The 16,105-nt window shown below is 61.1% G+C and carries 12 protein-coding genes; 8 read left to right on the top strand and 4 right to left on the bottom strand.

From position 1 onward, the window contains the following. The first annotated feature begins 150 nt into the window (after positions 1-150). From ACM6IV_RS27440 to ACM6IV_RS27465, 6 genes are all read left to right on the top strand, one after another. Complete coding sequence (locus tag ACM6IV_RS27440; protein WP_095112347.1) at positions 151-897, top strand: amino acid ABC transporter permease; 747 nt, start codon at positions 151-153, stop codon at positions 895-897. After that, positions 897-1,568, top strand: a complete 672-nt coding sequence (locus ACM6IV_RS27445; RefSeq protein WP_414872476.1) for an amino acid ABC transporter permease — start codon at positions 897-899, stop codon at positions 1,566-1,568. Before ACM6IV_RS27440 ends, ACM6IV_RS27445 begins: the two co-directional genes overlap by 1 nt. After that, positions 1,565-2,299 carry an amino acid ABC transporter ATP-binding protein gene (locus ACM6IV_RS27450; protein ID WP_414872477.1) on the top strand — a complete coding sequence of 245 codons (735 nt, stop codon included), beginning with the start codon at positions 1,565-1,567 and terminating at the stop codon, positions 2,297-2,299. The genes ACM6IV_RS27445 and ACM6IV_RS27450 overlap by 4 nt, the downstream gene beginning before the upstream one ends. 170 nt (positions 2,300-2,469) lie before the next feature. Then, positions 2,470-4,371, top strand: coding sequence for a sensor histidine kinase (locus ACM6IV_RS27455; protein WP_414872478.1), 1,902 nt, complete (start codon positions 2,470-2,472; stop codon positions 4,369-4,371). Further along, positions 4,368-5,696, top strand: coding sequence for a sigma-54-dependent transcriptional regulator (locus tag ACM6IV_RS27460; protein WP_007949592.1), 1,329 nt, complete (start codon positions 4,368-4,370; stop codon positions 5,694-5,696). The genes ACM6IV_RS27455 and ACM6IV_RS27460 overlap by 4 nt, the downstream gene beginning before the upstream one ends. Before the next feature lie 8 nt (positions 5,697-5,704). Next, positions 5,705-6,034: a GlpM family protein gene (locus ACM6IV_RS27465; protein WP_172828174.1), complete on the top strand. Its 330-nt coding sequence runs from the start codon at positions 5,705-5,707 to the stop codon at positions 6,032-6,034. Positions 6,035-6,217: 183 nt separating this feature from the next. Here the strand turns inward: ACM6IV_RS27465 and ACM6IV_RS27470 are convergent, their stop codons facing one another. Both ACM6IV_RS27470 and ACM6IV_RS27475 read right to left on the bottom strand, forming a co-directional pair. After that, a complete protein-coding gene (locus ACM6IV_RS27470; RefSeq protein WP_414872479.1) occupies positions 6,218-6,883 on the bottom strand; it encodes a DsbA family oxidoreductase in 666 nt (221 codons plus the stop codon). 156 nt (positions 6,884-7,039) lie between these two features. After that, complete coding sequence (locus ACM6IV_RS27475) at positions 7,040-8,074, bottom strand: alpha/beta fold hydrolase (protein ID WP_414872480.1); 1,035 nt, start codon at positions 8,072-8,074, stop codon at positions 7,040-7,042. Between the two features lie 214 nt (positions 8,075-8,288). Between ACM6IV_RS27475 and ACM6IV_RS27480 the strand changes: the two genes are divergently transcribed. Further along, a complete protein-coding gene (locus tag ACM6IV_RS27480) occupies positions 8,289-13,868 on the top strand; it encodes a dermonecrotic toxin domain-containing protein (protein WP_414872481.1) in 5,580 nt (1,859 codons plus the stop codon). A gap of 127 nt (positions 13,869-13,995) precedes the next feature. After that, positions 13,996-14,913 (top strand): transcriptional regulator MetR, encoded by a 918-nt coding sequence (gene metR, locus ACM6IV_RS27485; RefSeq protein ID WP_414872482.1) that lies wholly within the window; start codon positions 13,996-13,998, stop codon positions 14,911-14,913. A gap of 49 nt (positions 14,914-14,962) precedes the next feature. Here the strand turns inward: metR and ACM6IV_RS27490 are convergent, their stop codons facing one another. Both ACM6IV_RS27490 and ACM6IV_RS27495 read right to left on the bottom strand, forming a co-directional pair. Further along, positions 14,963-15,460, bottom strand: coding sequence for a GNAT family N-acetyltransferase (locus tag ACM6IV_RS27490; protein ID WP_414872483.1), 498 nt, complete (start codon positions 15,458-15,460; stop codon positions 14,963-14,965). 2 nt (positions 15,461-15,462) lie between these two features. Further along, positions 15,463-16,101 carry a LysE family translocator gene (locus ACM6IV_RS27495; RefSeq protein ID WP_414872484.1) on the bottom strand — a complete coding sequence of 213 codons (639 nt, stop codon included), beginning with the start codon at positions 16,099-16,101 and terminating at the stop codon, positions 15,463-15,465. Between the last annotated feature and the right edge of the window lie 4 nt (positions 16,102-16,105).

Raw genomic sequence — 16,105 nt, forward strand, 5'->3', positions numbered from 1 at the left:
AGGGGATGGTCACTTCCTGCTGGCATTTTTTGGAAACACTCGAACCGGTGGCTGTCGAGCCGAACGGGTGCGCCTGATTTTCGAATCAGGCGGGAACGGAGCTTCCCCAGGCGGGCACTTGTACATCGATCGAATCGAGGGGAGACCCTAATGAATTACAACTGGGACTGGGGCGTGTTCTTCAAGTCCACCGGCGTGGGCAGCGAGACCTATCTCGACTGGTTCATTTCCGGGCTGGGCTGGACCATTGCCATCGCCATCGTGGCATGGATCATTGCCTTGTTGCTGGGCTCCATTCTGGGGGTCATGCGCACTGTGCCGAACCGCATCGTGTCGGGCATCGCGACCTGCTACGTCGAGCTGTTCCGTAACGTGCCGCTGCTGGTGCAGCTGTTCATCTGGTACTTCCTGGTGCCCGATCTGCTGCCGGCGGATCTGCAGGAGTGGTACAAGCAGGACCTCAATCCGACCACCTCGGCCTACCTGAGCGTTGTGGTCTGCCTCGGTCTGTTCACCGCCGCACGGGTTTGCGAACAAGTGCGCACCGGTATCCAGGCGCTGCCGCGTGGCCAAGAATCGGCCGCTCGCGCCATGGGTTTCAAGCTGCCGCAGATCTACTGGAACGTGCTGCTGCCCCAGGCCTACCGCATCATCATTCCGCCGCTTACCTCGGAATTCCTCAACGTCTTCAAGAACTCCTCCGTGGCCTCGCTGATCGGCCTGATGGAGCTGCTCGCGCAAACCAAACAGACCGCCGAGTTCTCGGCCAACCTGTTCGAAGCGTTCACCCTGGCGACCCTGATCTATTTCACCCTCAACATGAGCCTGATGCTGCTGATGCGCATGGTCGAGAAGAAAGTCTCCGTGCCCGGCCTGATCTCCGTGGGGGGTAAATAATGGAATTCGATTTCAGTGGCATCGTCCCGGCCATTCCCGGTTTGTGGAACGGCATGCTGATGACCCTCAAGCTGATGGCCATGGGTGTGATCGGCGGGATCATTCTCGGTACGATCCTCGCGCTGTGCCGGCTGTCGCACAACAAACTGCTGTCGAACATTGCGGGCGCGTACGTCAACTATTTCCGCTCGATCCCGCTACTGTTGGTGATCACCTGGTTCTACCTGGCGGTGCCGTTCGTGCTGCGCTGGATCACCGGCGAAGACACCCCGATCGGCGCCTTCACCTCGTGCATCGTGGCGTTCATGATGTTCGAAGCGGCGTACTTCTGCGAAATCGTCCGGGCTGGCGTGCAGTCGATCCCGAAAGGCCAGATGGGCGCGGCGCAAGCGCTGGGCATGAACTACGGACAGATGATGCGCCTGATCATCCTGCCGCAGGCCTTTCGCAAAATGACCCCGCTGCTGCTGCAGCAGAGCATCATTCTGTTCCAGGACACCTCGCTGGTTTACACCGTGGGTCTGGTCGACTTCCTCAACGCCTCCCGCGCCAGTGGCGACATCATTGGCCGCTCCAATGAGTTCCTGATTTTCGCGGGGCTCGTGTACTTCATCATCAGCTTCGCCGCCTCGCGGTTGGTCAAGCGTCTGCAAAAAAGGTTCGCCGTATGATCTCTATCAAGAACATCAACAAGTGGTATGGGGACTTCCAGGTGCTGACTGATTGCAGCACCGAGGTCAAAAAAGGCGAAGTGATCGTGGTCTGCGGCCCGTCGGGTTCCGGCAAGTCGACCCTGATCAAATGCGTCAACGCGCTGGAGCCGTTCCAGAAGGGTGACATCGTCGTCGACGGCACCTCGATCGCCGACCCGAAGACCAACCTGCCGAAACTGCGCTCGCGCGTGGGCATGGTGTTCCAGCACTTCGAACTGTTCCCGCACCTGACCATCACCGAGAACCTGACCATCGCGCAGATCAAGGTGCTGGGCCGTAACAAGGAAGAGGCGACCAAAAAAGGTCTGCAACTGCTCGAGCGCGTCGGCTTGTCCGCCCACGCCCACAAGCATCCGGGGCAACTGTCCGGTGGTCAGCAACAGCGTGTAGCGATTGCCCGTGCGCTGGCGATGGACCCGATCGTCATGCTGTTCGACGAACCGACCTCGGCGCTCGACCCCGAAATGGTCAACGAAGTGCTCGACGTCATGGTGCAACTGGCCCATGAAGGCATGACCATGATGTGCGTGACCCACGAAATGGGCTTTGCGCGCAAAGTGGCCGACCGTGTGATCTTCATGGACGCCGGCAAGATCATCGAAGACTGCCCGAAAGAGGAATTCTTCGGCGACATCAGCGCCCGCTCCGAACGCGCGCAGCACTTCCTCGAGAAAATCCTGCAGCACTGAAACCGAGTACTTGCGCCATCACCCTAATCCCTGTGGGAGCGAGCTTGCTCGCGAAAGCGGACTGACATTCAACATTGATGTTGACTGATCCGCCCTCTTCGCGAGCAAGCTCGCTCCCACAGGGACAGCGGTGAGCCTGCAAGTGTGGTGGTTGACCCAAGGCAACTGTGATGAAATGCGACCCCAATCTCTATCGCGCCGCGCCGCCATCACTTGCCGTGAAGCCCCGTCTGATTCGTCATTTGTTCCTGCCGCCACTGATCATCGCCCTGATGATCGGGTTGGGTTTTATCGGCTTCTGGACCAGTGAGCATTTCGGCATTCGCAGCCTCGGCGAGAACGGTCAGCGCCAGCTCGAACTACACGCCCGCGCGGTCGAAAGCGAGATCAGCAAATACACCTACCTGCCCAGCCTGCTGGAACTCGAAACGAGTGTGTCGCAGCTGCTGGCAGACCCGAGCCCGCAATACCGGGAAACGGTCAACGCTTACCTCGAAGGCCTGAACCGACGCAGCCGCAGTCGGGCCATCTACGTCATGGACACTACCGGCCGCGTCATGGCCACCAGCAACTGGCGCGATGTCGACAGTTACCTCGGTGAAGACCTGTCCTTCCGCGCTTACTTCCAGAAAGCCGTACGTGGCGAACCCGGGCGTTTCTACGGGATCGGCAGCACCAACGGCGAACCCGGTTACTACCTCGCTCATGGCCTCGAAGAGCACGGCAAGATCATTGGCGTCGCCGTGGTCAAAGTGCGCCTGGAAGCCATGGAAGAACGCTGGCAGCGCGCGCGTCTGGAAGCGTTCGTCAGCGATGAAAACGGCATCATCATTCTGTCCAGCGATCCGGCCCGGCGCCTGAAAGCAGTGATTCCCCTGAGTGAAGCCACCAAGGAAAAACTCGCCCGCAGCCTGCAGTACTACTGGTTTCCGCTCAACGAGCTGCAACCTCTGGCTCGCGAAACCTTGTCCGAGGGCGTAGAAAAACTCACCTTCCCGGCCAACAGCGAAGTGCAGTCCGACGAGGATGACATCAGCTATCTCGCGCAGACCCGGCCACTGACCGACACGCCGTGGAATTTCACCCTGCTCACGCCGTTGCAGGACCTGCGCCGCGAAGCGATCAACCAAGGCATTCTCGTAGCGGTCGCGTTTGCGCTGGTGGCCTTCCTGTTGATTGCCTGGAACGAACGACGCAAGGTCATTGCTACTCGCCTCGCTGCCCGTGAAGCCTTGCAGGAAGCCAATAATCAACTGGAGCGTCGGATTACCGAACGCACCACCGACTTGCGCGCCAGCAACGAGCGTTTGAAGAGCCAGATCCGCGAACGTCGTCAGGCCGAAGAAACGTTGCGCCGCGCTCAGGATGAACTGGTGCAGGCCGGCAAACTCGCCGCCATCGGCCAGATGTCGACCAGCATCGCCCATGAACTCAACCAGCCGCTGGCGGCGATGCGCACGTTGTCGGGCAACACCGTACGCTTTCTCGAACGCGGTCAGCTGGATATTGCCAGCACTAACCTGAAGACCATCAACGAACTGATCGACCGCATGGGCCGGATCACCGCCAGCCTGCGTTCATTCGCCCGACGCGGTGACAATCAAGGCCAGGCGAGCCTTGGCAAAGCCGTGGAAGCGGCGCTGCAATTGCTCGGTGCGCGCCTGGAAAGTTCGGCGCTGCACATCCACCGGCAGTTTATCGACGTGCAGGTGCAGATCGACCAGACCCGCCTCGAGCAGATCCTGGTCAACCTGATCGGCAACGCCCTCGACGCCATGCAGGCGCAACCCCTGCCCGAGCTGTGGCTGGAGGGCGAAGAGTTCAACGGCAAATATCGTCTGCGCGTGCGTGATAATGGCCACGGCATCGACGCCGAAGCGCGCAAGCATCTGTTCGAACCGTTCTTCACCACCAAACCCGGCGACCAGGGCCTGGGCCTTGGTCTGACCCTTTCCGCCAGCCTCGCGGCCGCCACCGGCGGGCATCTGGGTGTTGAACACCCGGCCAGCGGTGGCACCACCTTCGTCCTCAGTTTACCGTTGGTAAGCCCCACTCCTGCCGAGCCAATATGAACCACGACCTTAGTGTGCTGATCGTCGAAGACGACCCCCATGTGCTGCTCGGTTGCCAACAGGCGCTGACCCTGGAAGACATTCCCTGCGTCGGCGTCGGCAGTGCCGAAGAAGCGCTGGAGCGGGTCGGCGACAACTTTGCCGGCATTGTCATCAGCGACATCCGCCTGCCGGGCATCGATGGCCTGGAACTGTTGACCCGCCTCAAGCAACGCGATCGCAGCCTGCCGGTGGTGCTGATCACCGGCCACGGCGACATTTCCATGGCCGTCGGCGCGATGCAGAAAGGCGCCTATGACTTCATGGAAAAACCGTTCTCGCCGGAGCGTCTGGTCGATGTCGCGCGGCGTGCGCTGGAGCAACGCAGCCTTGCCCGCGAGGTCTCTTCGCTGCGTCGGCAACTGGCCGAGCGCGATTCCCTCGAAGGGCGGATCATCGGCCGCTCGCCGGCGATGCAGAACCTGCGTGAACTGATCGCCAACGTCGCCGACACCTCGGCCAACGTGCTGATCGAAGGTGAGACCGGCACCGGCAAGGAACTGGTTGCCCGTTGCCTGCACGACTTCAGTCGCCGTCACAGCAAGCAATTTGTTGCGCTGAACTGTGGCGGTCTGCCGGAAAACCTCTTCGAAAGCGAGATTTTCGGCCACGAGGCCAACGCCTTCACCGGTGCCGGTAAGCGGCGTATCGGCAAAATCGAACATGCCGACGGTGGCACGCTGTTCCTCGACGAAGTGGAAAGCATGCCGCTGCCGTTGCAGATCAAGCTGCTGCGCGTGTTGCAGGAACGCACCCTCGAACGCCTCGGCTCAAACCAGAGCGTGGCGGTGGATTGCCGGGTGATTGCGGCGACCAAATCCGACCTCGACGAAGCGAGCAAGGCTGGCGAGTTTCGCAGCGACTTGTATTACCGCCTCAACGTGGTGACCCTGGAATTGCCGCCACTGCGCGAACGCCGCGAAGACATCCTGCAACTGTTCGAGCATTTCACCCAGCAGTCGGCACTGCGTTTCGACCGTGCGCTGCCGGAGCTGGACAACCAGACCCTGTCGAACCTGATGAGCCACGACTGGCCGGGCAATGTGCGCGAACTGCGCAACGTCGCCGAGCGCTTCGCCCTCGGTTTGCCGGCGTTCAAAAAGTCCGGTGCCAGCAGCGGCGGGCAAGGCCTGGCGTTCGCCGAAGCGGTGGAAGCGTTCGAGCGCAACCTGCTCAGCGACGCCCTGCAACGCAGCGGCGGTAACCTGACTCAGGCCAGTCTGGAACTGGGCATGGCCAAGACCACCTTGTTCGACAAAGTCAAAAAATACGGGTTGAGCCACTGATGGACCTCATTCTGAAGGCCGCTATCGGCGCCGCGGTGGTGCTGATTCTCGCGGCGCTGTCGAAGACCAGAAACTATTACATCGCCGGGCTGGTCCCTTTATTCCCGACGTTTGCGCTGATTGCGCATTACATCGTCGGCAAGGGGCGTTCGGTTGATGATCTGAAAACCACGATCGTGTTCGGCATGTGGTCGATCATTCCGTACTTTGTGTATCTGGCGACGTTGTATGTGATGGTGGATCGGATGCGACTGGAGGCTTCGTTGGCGGTGGCGGCGGTGGCTTGGTTGATGGCAGCAACCGTGTTGGTGACGGTTTGGGTTCGGCTGCACAGCTGACCCTCACCCCAGCCCTCTCCCAGAGGGAGAGGGGGCCGACCGAGGTGTCGTTCGAGTTACATCGACCTGAAAAATCCAGTCGATTATGGATTCAGCGAAGCACGTTCAGGTCGGCGCATCACTCCAGCATCCCCCAATCAGTCCCCTCTCCCTCCGGGAGAGGGTTAGGGTGAGGGACTCTTTTCAGTTGACAGTGCCGCCCTTGGACTCGGCCATGATCTGCCGGATCGCCCCGACAAACGTCTCCACCGGCTGCCCGCCCGTCACCGCGTACTGACCATTGAACACCACGGTCGGCACCGAACTCACCCCACGCTGCAACCACGCCTGCTCTTCTTCGCGGACCTCATCGGCAAACTCGTCGGACGCCAGAATCGCCTCGGCACGCTGACGATCCAGCCCGACACTTTCAGCAATCTGCACCAGTTGCCGATGATCCGAGGGATTGCCGCCATCGCTGAAATACGCCTTGAACAGCGCCTCTTTCAAAAGCAGCTGCCCACCTTCCAGCCCGGCCCAATACAGCAAGCGGTGCGCATCGAAAGTGTTGTAGATACGGCTGTTGCCGTCAGTGCGAAAGGCAAATCCGAGTTCAGCGCCACGGGCACGAATGGCTTCGCGATTTTTCTGCGATTGCTCCGGCGTCGAGCCGTATTTCTGGTGAATATGCTCGGCGATGTTCTGTCCCTCGGCGGGCATTTTCGGATTCAGTTCGAACGGCTGAAAACGAATCTGGGCCTGCACTTCGTTGCGCAGGATCTCCAGTGCCTGCAACAGGCCACGCAAACCGACGACACACCAGGGGCAAGAGACGTCGCTGACAAAATCGATTTTCAAGGCAGAACTCATCACACACCTCGCAGGGGAAATCGTGCGGGAAAGTTTGCACGATACACCCGGGCACGCCCCCTTCGCGAGCAAGCTCGCTCCCACAGGGGTACGCATTCCAAATGTGGGAGCGAGCTTGCTCGCGAAGGGGCCATAACCCACACCGCCCACTTTTGGTTACAACAGATTCCCGCCCACCACCGGCTCAATCTGCGCCCAGTGCGAGGTGTCTTCACGCTGCGCCTGCAAATACGGCAGCACCGCCGCCAGCAGCGGTTCCTTGAACGCCTCTTGAAAGCGGTGCGCCAGCCCCGGAATCAGCTTCAACTGACTGCCGCGAATATGCGCCGCCAGATGGACCCCGTGCATCACCGGCAACAACGGATCCGCCGTGCCATGCACCACCAGCGTCGGCACCCGCAGTTGATTGAGCAAGGCCACACGGCTCGGCTCGGCGAGAATGGCCATGATCTGGCGTTTCACGCCTTCGGGGTTGAACGCCCGGTCATACGATGCGGCCGCCTGCTGCAACAGCGCCTGGCGATCATCGCTGACCGCCGGACTGCCCAACGCAGCCAGCAAATCCGCCTGCTGTTCCAGCGCGATCTGGCGATTGGGGGCACCGCGCCGCGACAGCAATTGCACCAGCGCCGCACTCGGTGCCGGCAGGCCTTCGGCGCCCGAAGTGGTCATGATCAGCGTCAGGCTCTCGATCCGCTGGGGGGCCATCGCCGCCATATGCTGAGCGATCATCCCGCCCATGCTCGCGCCCAGCACATGAAATTGCTCGACGTGCAGCGCATCCATCAAGCCCAGCGCATCGTCGGCCATATCGGTAAGGCTATACGGTGCCGAGACGGGCAGCCCGAGCTTGTAGCGCAGCACTTCAAACGTCAGGTTGGCCTCTACCGGTGTCTGCCGCCAGGTCGACAGACCGACGTCGCGGTTGTCATAGCGAATCACCCGAAAACCCTGCTCACACAGCGCAACCACCACTTCGTCCGGCCAGTGAATCAACTGTCCACCCAGGCCCATCACCAGCAACAGGGCCGGATCCTGAGCACGACCGATGCTTTGATAGGCAATGCTGACCTGTTGCAGATCAACCCTCTCGGTCGCCACGTTGACGTCGCAACGCGCGGCCGCCGAAGCCGCCGGGCCGAACAAAAACGCGGCCAGCACGGCCGCGATTGATAAACATCCCTTGAACATGAAAAACACCGAACGCAGAACCCCAGTAGAGCGCGAGTCTGATGAAGTTTGTGCAAGCGCGCTGCCACACTTCCATGACAGTTTGATGAAGAGTGCCGAGCGGTCGTCCTCGCCGGTTGCGCACGATAACTATGTACCGCCATGGCCCGGAACAATGTCCGTTAAATGACTCGTTCAGGAGCGCAACCGTCGCTCCCTTACGAGACTTGCCACCATGCATGAAAACCCTGTTCCAGAGCTTCCTTACTCACCTGCGCCGGCGCTGCCGGCGTCTTCCGTTCTACCGGAAAACCCGCATGACAGTCTGATGCTGCAAGCCTCGGTCCGCTGGCGTGAAAGTGCCCAGGGCCTTAGCGAGCTGGTAGCGGCGAGCCCCGGTATGCGTGACACCATCAATCAGGTGCTGCGCGCGCAATGGGCAGTGGACGGTGAAAAAACCGGATTGGCCGGCACCGCCATCGACGGTCGGGCGGCCCGTTTTGTCACCCTCGCCGATGCCTGCGCCTTTGTTGTGCAGCAACCACTACTGGAGGCAACGATTGATCAGCACTGGCGTGTGAGCGGCCTGCCTGCGGGGCACAAGCTGGCCACCCTGACACCGCGGCAATTGCTCGAACGGCTCAAGGCCCTCGACGTCGAAGACGCGCATCTTGCCCGCTGGCAGAGGTTCTGGAATGCACGGGCGACAGGGACCGCACTGTCTCACCGCGAACGCGCTGTTCAGCTGTATCGCGATCATTTCGAAGCCGCCAGCCACGTGGCCATGGCGAACAACAGCCTGACAGCCGAACAGGTCAACACCTTACAACTGATCATCGATCCCCCCGCCGGCACGCTCAAGCTTGGCGATCAGGTCATTCACACAGAGAAACTCGCACTGGTGCTCAAGGACCACAGCAAGGTCAAGCTGATCGGTGCCTGGGTCATTTACCTCGGCGCTGCCGCCAGCGCCCGTCCCATGCTGTACCTGCCCTGCCGCCCCGTTGGCATTCAGGCTTTCGCGCAAAAAAGTGCCATGGAGGCCTGGTTGACCGCGCAGGCACTCGTTCCGGCCGGGATGCCCAGTGGTTTCCTGGGTTTTGAATACACCGGCGCCAGCGATCCGATGATCACCGGGGCCAGCGACCTGTTCGCCGATCGCCAGCAGGCGCAGATCCTGGCATTGCGCAACGGCTCCAATGGCAAACCAGGGCTGAAGGAGCATGGCGCACTGGCCTTGGCCAAGGCCGATCTTATCGATCGTCAACGCAGCAACACCGCCATCGTCGCGTCACCGCCGGTGCTCGCGCCTTTGGATATCGACGAGGATGAGCCGCTGCTGTTCGGCAGCCTGTCCGCCGCCGTGCCGTGGTCTGTCCGGCAAACGGCCCTGAAACGTCAGCGCGACCTTCTGGAAACGTTGTTGGCCAATGACCCTGACGGTACACGCCTGCAAAATTGCAAAGACGCCATCAAGGATCAGGAAAGCGCCGAACAAGCCTGCGAGTCCGCCGTGACAGCGCTGCTGGATACAACACACGCCATCGACTATGCCACCTACAACACACAGTTGACGGCCATTGGCGATGCGCACCGCAAAGGTTTACTGGCCGAGGCCCGGCTGCAAAACGAACTGGGGCAGCTCGACAACGAAGAGCATGCACAGCTCAAAGCCGCATTGAACAGCCCGAACGAAGACGCTATCGCTGCGGAACTGACGCTGTCCTTCACTGAAAGCACTGACGGCACCACGAAGGTTCACACCGAAACACTGCGAGGACCGTTTGTCATCGCCAGCGCCTCGGCGCGGCTGGATCCGGGCGCCTCCGATGCCCTGCTGCTTTACTGGCCCGGGACCGACGGTGGCCTGCAACGCTTCACCGACCGCCGGCAACTGGAACAGTCTGTGTTCAAAATTCAGGACAACGATCCGCAACTGAAAATGGCCCTGACCCGCGTCGATAGCGATATCGTGCTGCGCAGCCTGACCTGGCGCATCCGCGACTTCCTGGCCCGGGCTGATGCCCTGCGCAAACAGCCCGAACGCGCCGGGGAGCTGGCGACTCTGCGCCTGCACACTCACGCGGCCCTGCAAATCCCCGTCAATGCTGCGCGCACTCTGGCCTTCGCCCATGTGCAGGAGCAGGATCGCAGCGTCGAACTCGCCAGCCGCCTGCCGGGCTGGCTGAGCAATCTGTCCGCCATCGACCGCAGCACACTCAAGGAGCTGATTCAGTCGTTCATCCGCGCCCTGCACCGCAGCCATGAACAACTGACGCTGGCGCTGGAACCGCGCGATGACTTCACCCGCAAACACCTGCATCAGCGCCTGCGTGACGACTTCTCGATCAAGGGGGATTTCTCGGTCACGCTCAATCTGCCCGACGTCGTCAAAATCGACAAGCGCTACAAACCGGCGCCCGGTCATTCCGGGTATGAACTCATCCAGGTGCCCGGTGATGCCCGCAGCGACATGTCGCTCGAAGAGCTGGCCCAACTCAATGTCGACAACACGCCATCGATGCAGCTCGAGCCGCTTTCGCTGCGTTTGAATTTCATGCAGGTCAAGGTCACCAGCGCTGACGCCGCCGAACGCAAGACGCTGGAGGACGGCATCAACCGCCCTTATCTCATGCGTATCCTGCCGGCGCTGGACCTGCCCGCCGCCTACGAACAGCGCATCCGCGACACCTACATCGGCGCCGCGAATGAATCCGTGTATGTCCGCGAACATCGCCGCGAATGCCTGATCGAGCCCTGGCGACGGTTGCTCCGCCTGCAAGGAGAGTTTGCCCGCCTGCAGCAGCACATCAACGCCGACGAATCCGCAATCCTCAAGATCGCCGTCGATGCCAACACCGCTGAAGCCTGGCACGCCAACGGTAAACGCGTGGTCATCCATGCGGCCTACCTGAGCACCGGTGGCAAGGACACCGACAAGGAAGGTCCGGCCACCCTGTCGGGGGTCACCTTCATCGAAGAACAGATCAGCCATACGACCCTGCTGTATTTGCCCGACAGCCCCGATGAACGTTTTCTGCGCCGCTACGACAACCTCGAAGGCGCGCGCATGGGCCTATACCGCCTGAGCCAGCAGGATCAGTGGGCCAGCTACCTGGCCGGTCGTGCCCTGCACGGCGAAGTGCGCGCCCATGAAATCCGTCTGGCGGAGGCAGCGAAAAAAGGTTTCGACGCCATCATCGGCATCGGTGAGCGCTGGCCGGCGACCACGTCATTGGCTGCGCACCAGCTCGACGCACAGATGGGCCGCCTGATCGAAGCCCATCGCGGCACGTCCCGTTCCAACGATGCGCTCTATATGGAGCGGTATGCCCTCAAGGGCCCGCGGCTGTTCAACTACATCAAGATGGGCCTGAGCGTGCTGCCTTTCATCGGCAGCGCCATCGCCCTTTACGATGCCTGGACCAGTGCCAACCAGGCCGTGGCCGCGTTCCTGCGCGCAGAGGTGGGCGAAGGACTGGCGCAGATCGAATCGGTATTGTTGTCGCTGGTCGACGCGGCCATGGACTTGCTGCCCGGAGAACTCGCCCTGTCGGGGATCCAGCGCAGTGTCCGTTCATTGGCACGGGCACGTCAGTTGCGTGTGCTGCTGCGCAAGACCATCGCGCTGCACAAGGTGTCACCGCGTCAGGCCCGCCACTTGATTACGCGCTTCGCCGGTTATGAATACGAACAGCCGATTTCACTGGCCGGCCTGCACCCGGGCACCCACGGCATCTATCGCGGCATTTATCAGCATGCCGACGGCGACTTCATCGAGCGCCAAGGGCGAATCTATGCCGTTGAACGCAGTACCGACTCACGCAACTGGCGTTTGCGCGGCACCCGTCGGGCCACCTACAAACAGCCCGTGGCGCTGGATGAAAGCGGACGCTGGGACACCTGGTTCGGCGTGCATGGCAGCACCTTTGAAGGCGGTGGGCTGGGGGGAGGAAACATCGTCGGGCATCTGGCCGATGCGGTCGACCCATTCTGGCCGCCCGCCATTCGCCAACGGTTGCCGCGCTGGTGGGCTGATCCGCTATTACGCCGGCACCTCCACTTGACCAGAGTGGCTAATGAATTGGCCGGTCAAATCGAGGCCAGAGGCGCAGCAAGCGATATCGCGATCAATCGCTATGCCAGTGCCTACAAAGCAAGTGGGGCATCCTTGCAAACGAATCCCGAAGCGAATCTGCAAGCACTGATGGCCGATGCCGAGGCGGCCTGCATAGGTGACATCCCGTTGGTGATCCGGCGTTACGAGGCACTGACCGAATTGCTGCCCCTCACTCACGGCAACAAAAGACGCTCCCTGATCGTCAAGCAAAGCAAGGCAGCCTGGTTGTTGGCCGACCGTTACTGGCGCCGGGCGTTTCATGCTTCGCACACCGTCATCCCGATCACCAAACGGATCGATGATCTGAGTCGGAAGCTGAACAACCTGCCACAAAACGCACTGGCACGACGTGTGGAAATGCTGGAGGAGATCCGGCGATTGCGCATCGACTACGTGCACAGGCTGGATCAGATAGAGGTGCTCAGAAACACTCTCGACCTCTGGTACAACCGCATCAGTATCCAGGCTGACAAAAGCAAAATGACCAAGCTGGTCGAGGAGATAACCACTAAACACAGCGACGGTAACCTGTTGTACCTGAGAACCAGTCAACGCCTGGAAATCGTCCAGCGCTACAGCGGCAACGACGACGTTTCCTGGTATTACCTGCTGAGCCAGGCACGGGATCTTCGCCACGAGATCGACCGCACGCTATACATGCAATACACGCTGGCCGACATCGACGCGACTGCGATTCAGCGCAGTCATATCCTCGAGAACTGCTTCAACCTGTGTACCCGGTTCAGGCTGGAGATGAAGCGTTGGACAAGCACCTACCCGCAACACTTCCACATGGATGAAGTGCCCGTGCTGATGAGCGGCATCGAACGGCTCGCGGAACGGGCGCAACGGGGCATCATCAACGCGCCGGTGCCAGGGCCGGTAGCGGCCGGGCAACCCGCACGGCGACTGTTCACAACGGCGGATAATCAGCTGCTATACGGCGTCGAGCGCTGGGAACCGACCACGCAACGGCACCAATACGTCATGACCGGGCGGGGCGGCTACGAGGAGATCTGGGAACAGGGCGCCGACAACCGCTTCAGTCTGACTAACCCGCGCAACACCGATACGCTCGCCAGCTCACAACTGAAACCTGCCGACTTGCTGGCCGATGCACAGAGGCGACTGGACGCTCAGCCAGATTACCTTACCCGTATTCAGGGCTACGCCGATCAGGACATGCTGCCGGTGGATCTGCAACACATGATGGACAGCGAGGCAACCGAGCTCACCACCCGCGCCGACCTGATCGCCACCGTGAATGCGGACCACGCGATCATTGCCCGGCTGCGCAACAAGGCCGCCGAATTGCGGGTTACAGGTCGGGCTCTGCGCACCCGCCAGTCGCTGACCAGCCAGAAACCTACCGACGGCATGCTCGATGACCTGATTCAACAGGCAGCTGTAGATATCCGTCGAGCCCAACCGATAAAGCACCTGGGCATCCGCAATGGCCGCCACGATTACCTGCAGGAATATGAAATATGGAACGTGACCCTCGAGCCTGACGAGTTGTTGTGGTACGCCCACTTTCACTACCGCAACGCACAGCCAGCGTTGAGGTCTTTTGAGAAAGCCCACCTGAAGCTGCCCCAGCACCGCTTCGTGACCCATGCACAAAACGCCGACCTGCCCTATGCGGACATTGGCAGACAGTCGACCGTACTCGCGCATTTCGAGGATGTGCTCTGATGCACGAAGCAGGCCCGCGTTCGGCAGGACGCGGGCCTGCTGTCCGAGGATGTCGACAAGCCACGTCAACATGAGACAAACTCAACGCCTTTGCAATCGTCACGAGTTTTCCTCATGGAGCCAGCCAGTGCTTGAAGTCCGTCACCTGAAAACCCTGCACGCGTTGCGCGAAGCCGACAGCCTGGTAGATGCCGCCGATCGTCTGCACCTGACCCAATCGGCGCTGTCCCACCAGTTCAAGGAACTCGAGGAACGCCTGGGCATGGCCTTGTTCGTGCGCAAGACCAAACCGGTGCGGTTCACCAGCGCCGGTTTGCGCCTGCTGCAACTGGCCGACGCAACCTTGCCGCTGTTGCGCGCAGCCGAACGGGACATCGGCCGATTGGCTGGCGGCACCGCCGGGCGTCTGCACATGGCCATCGAATGTCACAGTTGCTTCCAGTGGCTGATGCCGACCATCGACCAGTTCCGCGATGCCTGGCCGGAAGTCGAACTCGACCTCGCCTCGGGCTTCGCCTTCGCTCCGCTGCCGGCCCTGGCCCGTGGCGATCTGGACCTGGTGGTGACCTCGGACCCGCTGGAAATCGCCGGCATTACCTACGTGCCGCTGTTCACTTACGAAGCCATGCTGGCGGTAGCCAACCAGCATGCGCTGGCGAGCAAGGCGTACATCGTCCCCGAAGACCTGCTGAGTGAAACCCTGATCACCTACCCTGTGGAGCGTGATCGCCTGGATATCTTCACGCGCTTCCTGGAACCGGCCGACATTGAACCGGCGCAGGTGCGCACTTCAGAGCTGACAGTGATGATGATGCAACTGGTCGCCAGTGGTCGTGGCGTCTGCGGCATGCCGCACTGGGCGCTGCACGAGTACAGCTCGCGCGGCTACGTGAAGGGCAAGCGGCTGGGGGAAAAAGGCCTGTTCGCGACGTTGTACGCGGCGATTCGCACCGACATGCTCGATGCCCCGTACATGCGGGATTTTCTGCTGACGGCCAAAGACACGTCCTTCTCGACCCTCGACGGCGTCAGCGCAGTGCGCTGATTAATTGTAGGAGTGAGCCTGCTCGCTCCTACAGGGAAATCGTGTGGTGTCAGAGCTGTCGCCACATGTGGATCTTGTCGAAGTAGTCTTCGCCCACCCGCACTGCCAAGGGTTCAAGGCCGAACTGGATGAAGCCGCAACGCTGGTAGAGATTGAACGCGGCGTCATTGCCGGCGGTAACGGTGAGCTGGAGCAGTTTCAGTGCCGGGTGGTTTTGCGCTTGCGCAATGGCCGCTTGCACCAGTTCATGGCCCAGGCCGTGCTGGCGAAATTCCGCCGAGACGTACATGCCGAACAGGGTCGCCTTATGGCGAGCCTTCTCGCGCGGTTCAAAGGCCAGGCCGACGATGCCGGCCAACGTGCCTGCTTCAAACGCGCCAAGCACCACGTCGAGCTTGCTGGTCAGGCGCCCTTCCCACCAGCTCAATGGCATCACCGCGCGCTCGCGGACGCTGGAGGTGAAGGCCTGCGGATGACGGTCATAGGCTTCGAGCATCAGTTCGCGGTAAGCCAAAGCATGGCTGGCGTCCAGCCGTTCGATCCACATGCTCACGCCGTCCTGCGTTGCTCGAGCACCAGCCGCACTGCCAGACCGCCGAGCACGAAGCCCATGAAATAACGCTGCAGCGCCAGCCAGGTCGGGTTACGCACAAACCAGGAGGCGATGCCCGCCGCGAACAACGCGATCAGCAAATTGACGCAAAAACTGACGCTGATCTGGGTCAGGCCGAGAATAATGCTCTGAGTGAACACCGAACCGTGTTCAGGGCTGATGAACTGCGGAAACACCGAGAGGTAGAACACGGCAATTTTCGGGTTCAGTGCGCTGGTGAGAAAGCCCATGGTGATCAGTCTGCGCGACGAATCCGCCGGCAACTGCTGCGCCTCGAATGGCGAGCGCGCCCCGGGTTTCACCGCCTGCCAGGCCAGCCACAGCAAGTACAGCGCGCCGGCCCACTTCAACATTTCATAGGCCATCGGCACCGCGAGGAACACTGCCGTCAGACCGGCCGCCGCCGCAAACAAATGCACAAAGAACCCCGCCACCACACCGAGCAACGACGTGACTCCGGCCTTGCGTCCCTGACAGATCGAACGCGAGATCAGATAGATCATGTTCGGCCCGGGCGTCAGCACCATCAGCAATGCAGCAGCGGCAAAAATCAGCAGGTCGTGTAGCGGGATCATGGCC

The organism is Pseudomonas sp. IT-347P (genome assembly GCF_949768005.1).
Classification (GTDB): Bacteria; Pseudomonadota; Gammaproteobacteria; order Pseudomonadales; family Pseudomonadaceae; genus Aquipseudomonas.

Excerpts from the sequence above, each read along its gene's own strand:
- ACM6IV_RS27440 (WP_095112347.1), top strand. The coding sequence starts at position 151 with ATGAATTACAACTGGGACTGGGGCGTGTTCTTCAAGTCCACCGGCGTG.
- ACM6IV_RS27445 (WP_414872476.1), top strand. The coding sequence starts at position 897 with ATGGAATTCGATTTCAGTGGCATCGTCCCGGCCATTCCCGGTTTGTGG.
- ACM6IV_RS27450 (WP_414872477.1), top strand. The coding sequence starts at position 1,565 with ATGATCTCTATCAAGAACATCAACAAGTGGTATGGGGACTTCCAGGTG.
- ACM6IV_RS27455 (WP_414872478.1), top strand. The coding sequence starts at position 2,470 with ATGAAATGCGACCCCAATCTCTATCGCGCCGCGCCGCCATCACTTGCC.
- ACM6IV_RS27460 (WP_007949592.1), top strand. The coding sequence starts at position 4,368 with ATGAACCACGACCTTAGTGTGCTGATCGTCGAAGACGACCCCCATGTG.
- ACM6IV_RS27470 (WP_414872479.1), bottom strand. The coding sequence starts at position 6,883 with ATGAGTTCTGCCTTGAAAATCGATTTTGTCAGCGACGTCTCTTGCCCC.
- ACM6IV_RS27475 (WP_414872480.1), bottom strand. The coding sequence starts at position 8,074 with ATGTTCAAGGGATGTTTATCAATCGCGGCCGTGCTGGCCGCGTTTTTG.
- ACM6IV_RS27480 (WP_414872481.1), top strand. The coding sequence starts at position 8,289 with ATGCATGAAAACCCTGTTCCAGAGCTTCCTTACTCACCTGCGCCGGCG.
- ACM6IV_RS27490 (WP_414872483.1), bottom strand. The coding sequence starts at position 15,460 with ATGTGGATCGAACGGCTGGACGCCAGCCATGCTTTGGCTTACCGCGAA.
- ACM6IV_RS27495 (WP_414872484.1), bottom strand. The coding sequence starts at position 16,101 with ATGATCCCGCTACACGACCTGCTGATTTTTGCCGCTGCTGCATTGCTG.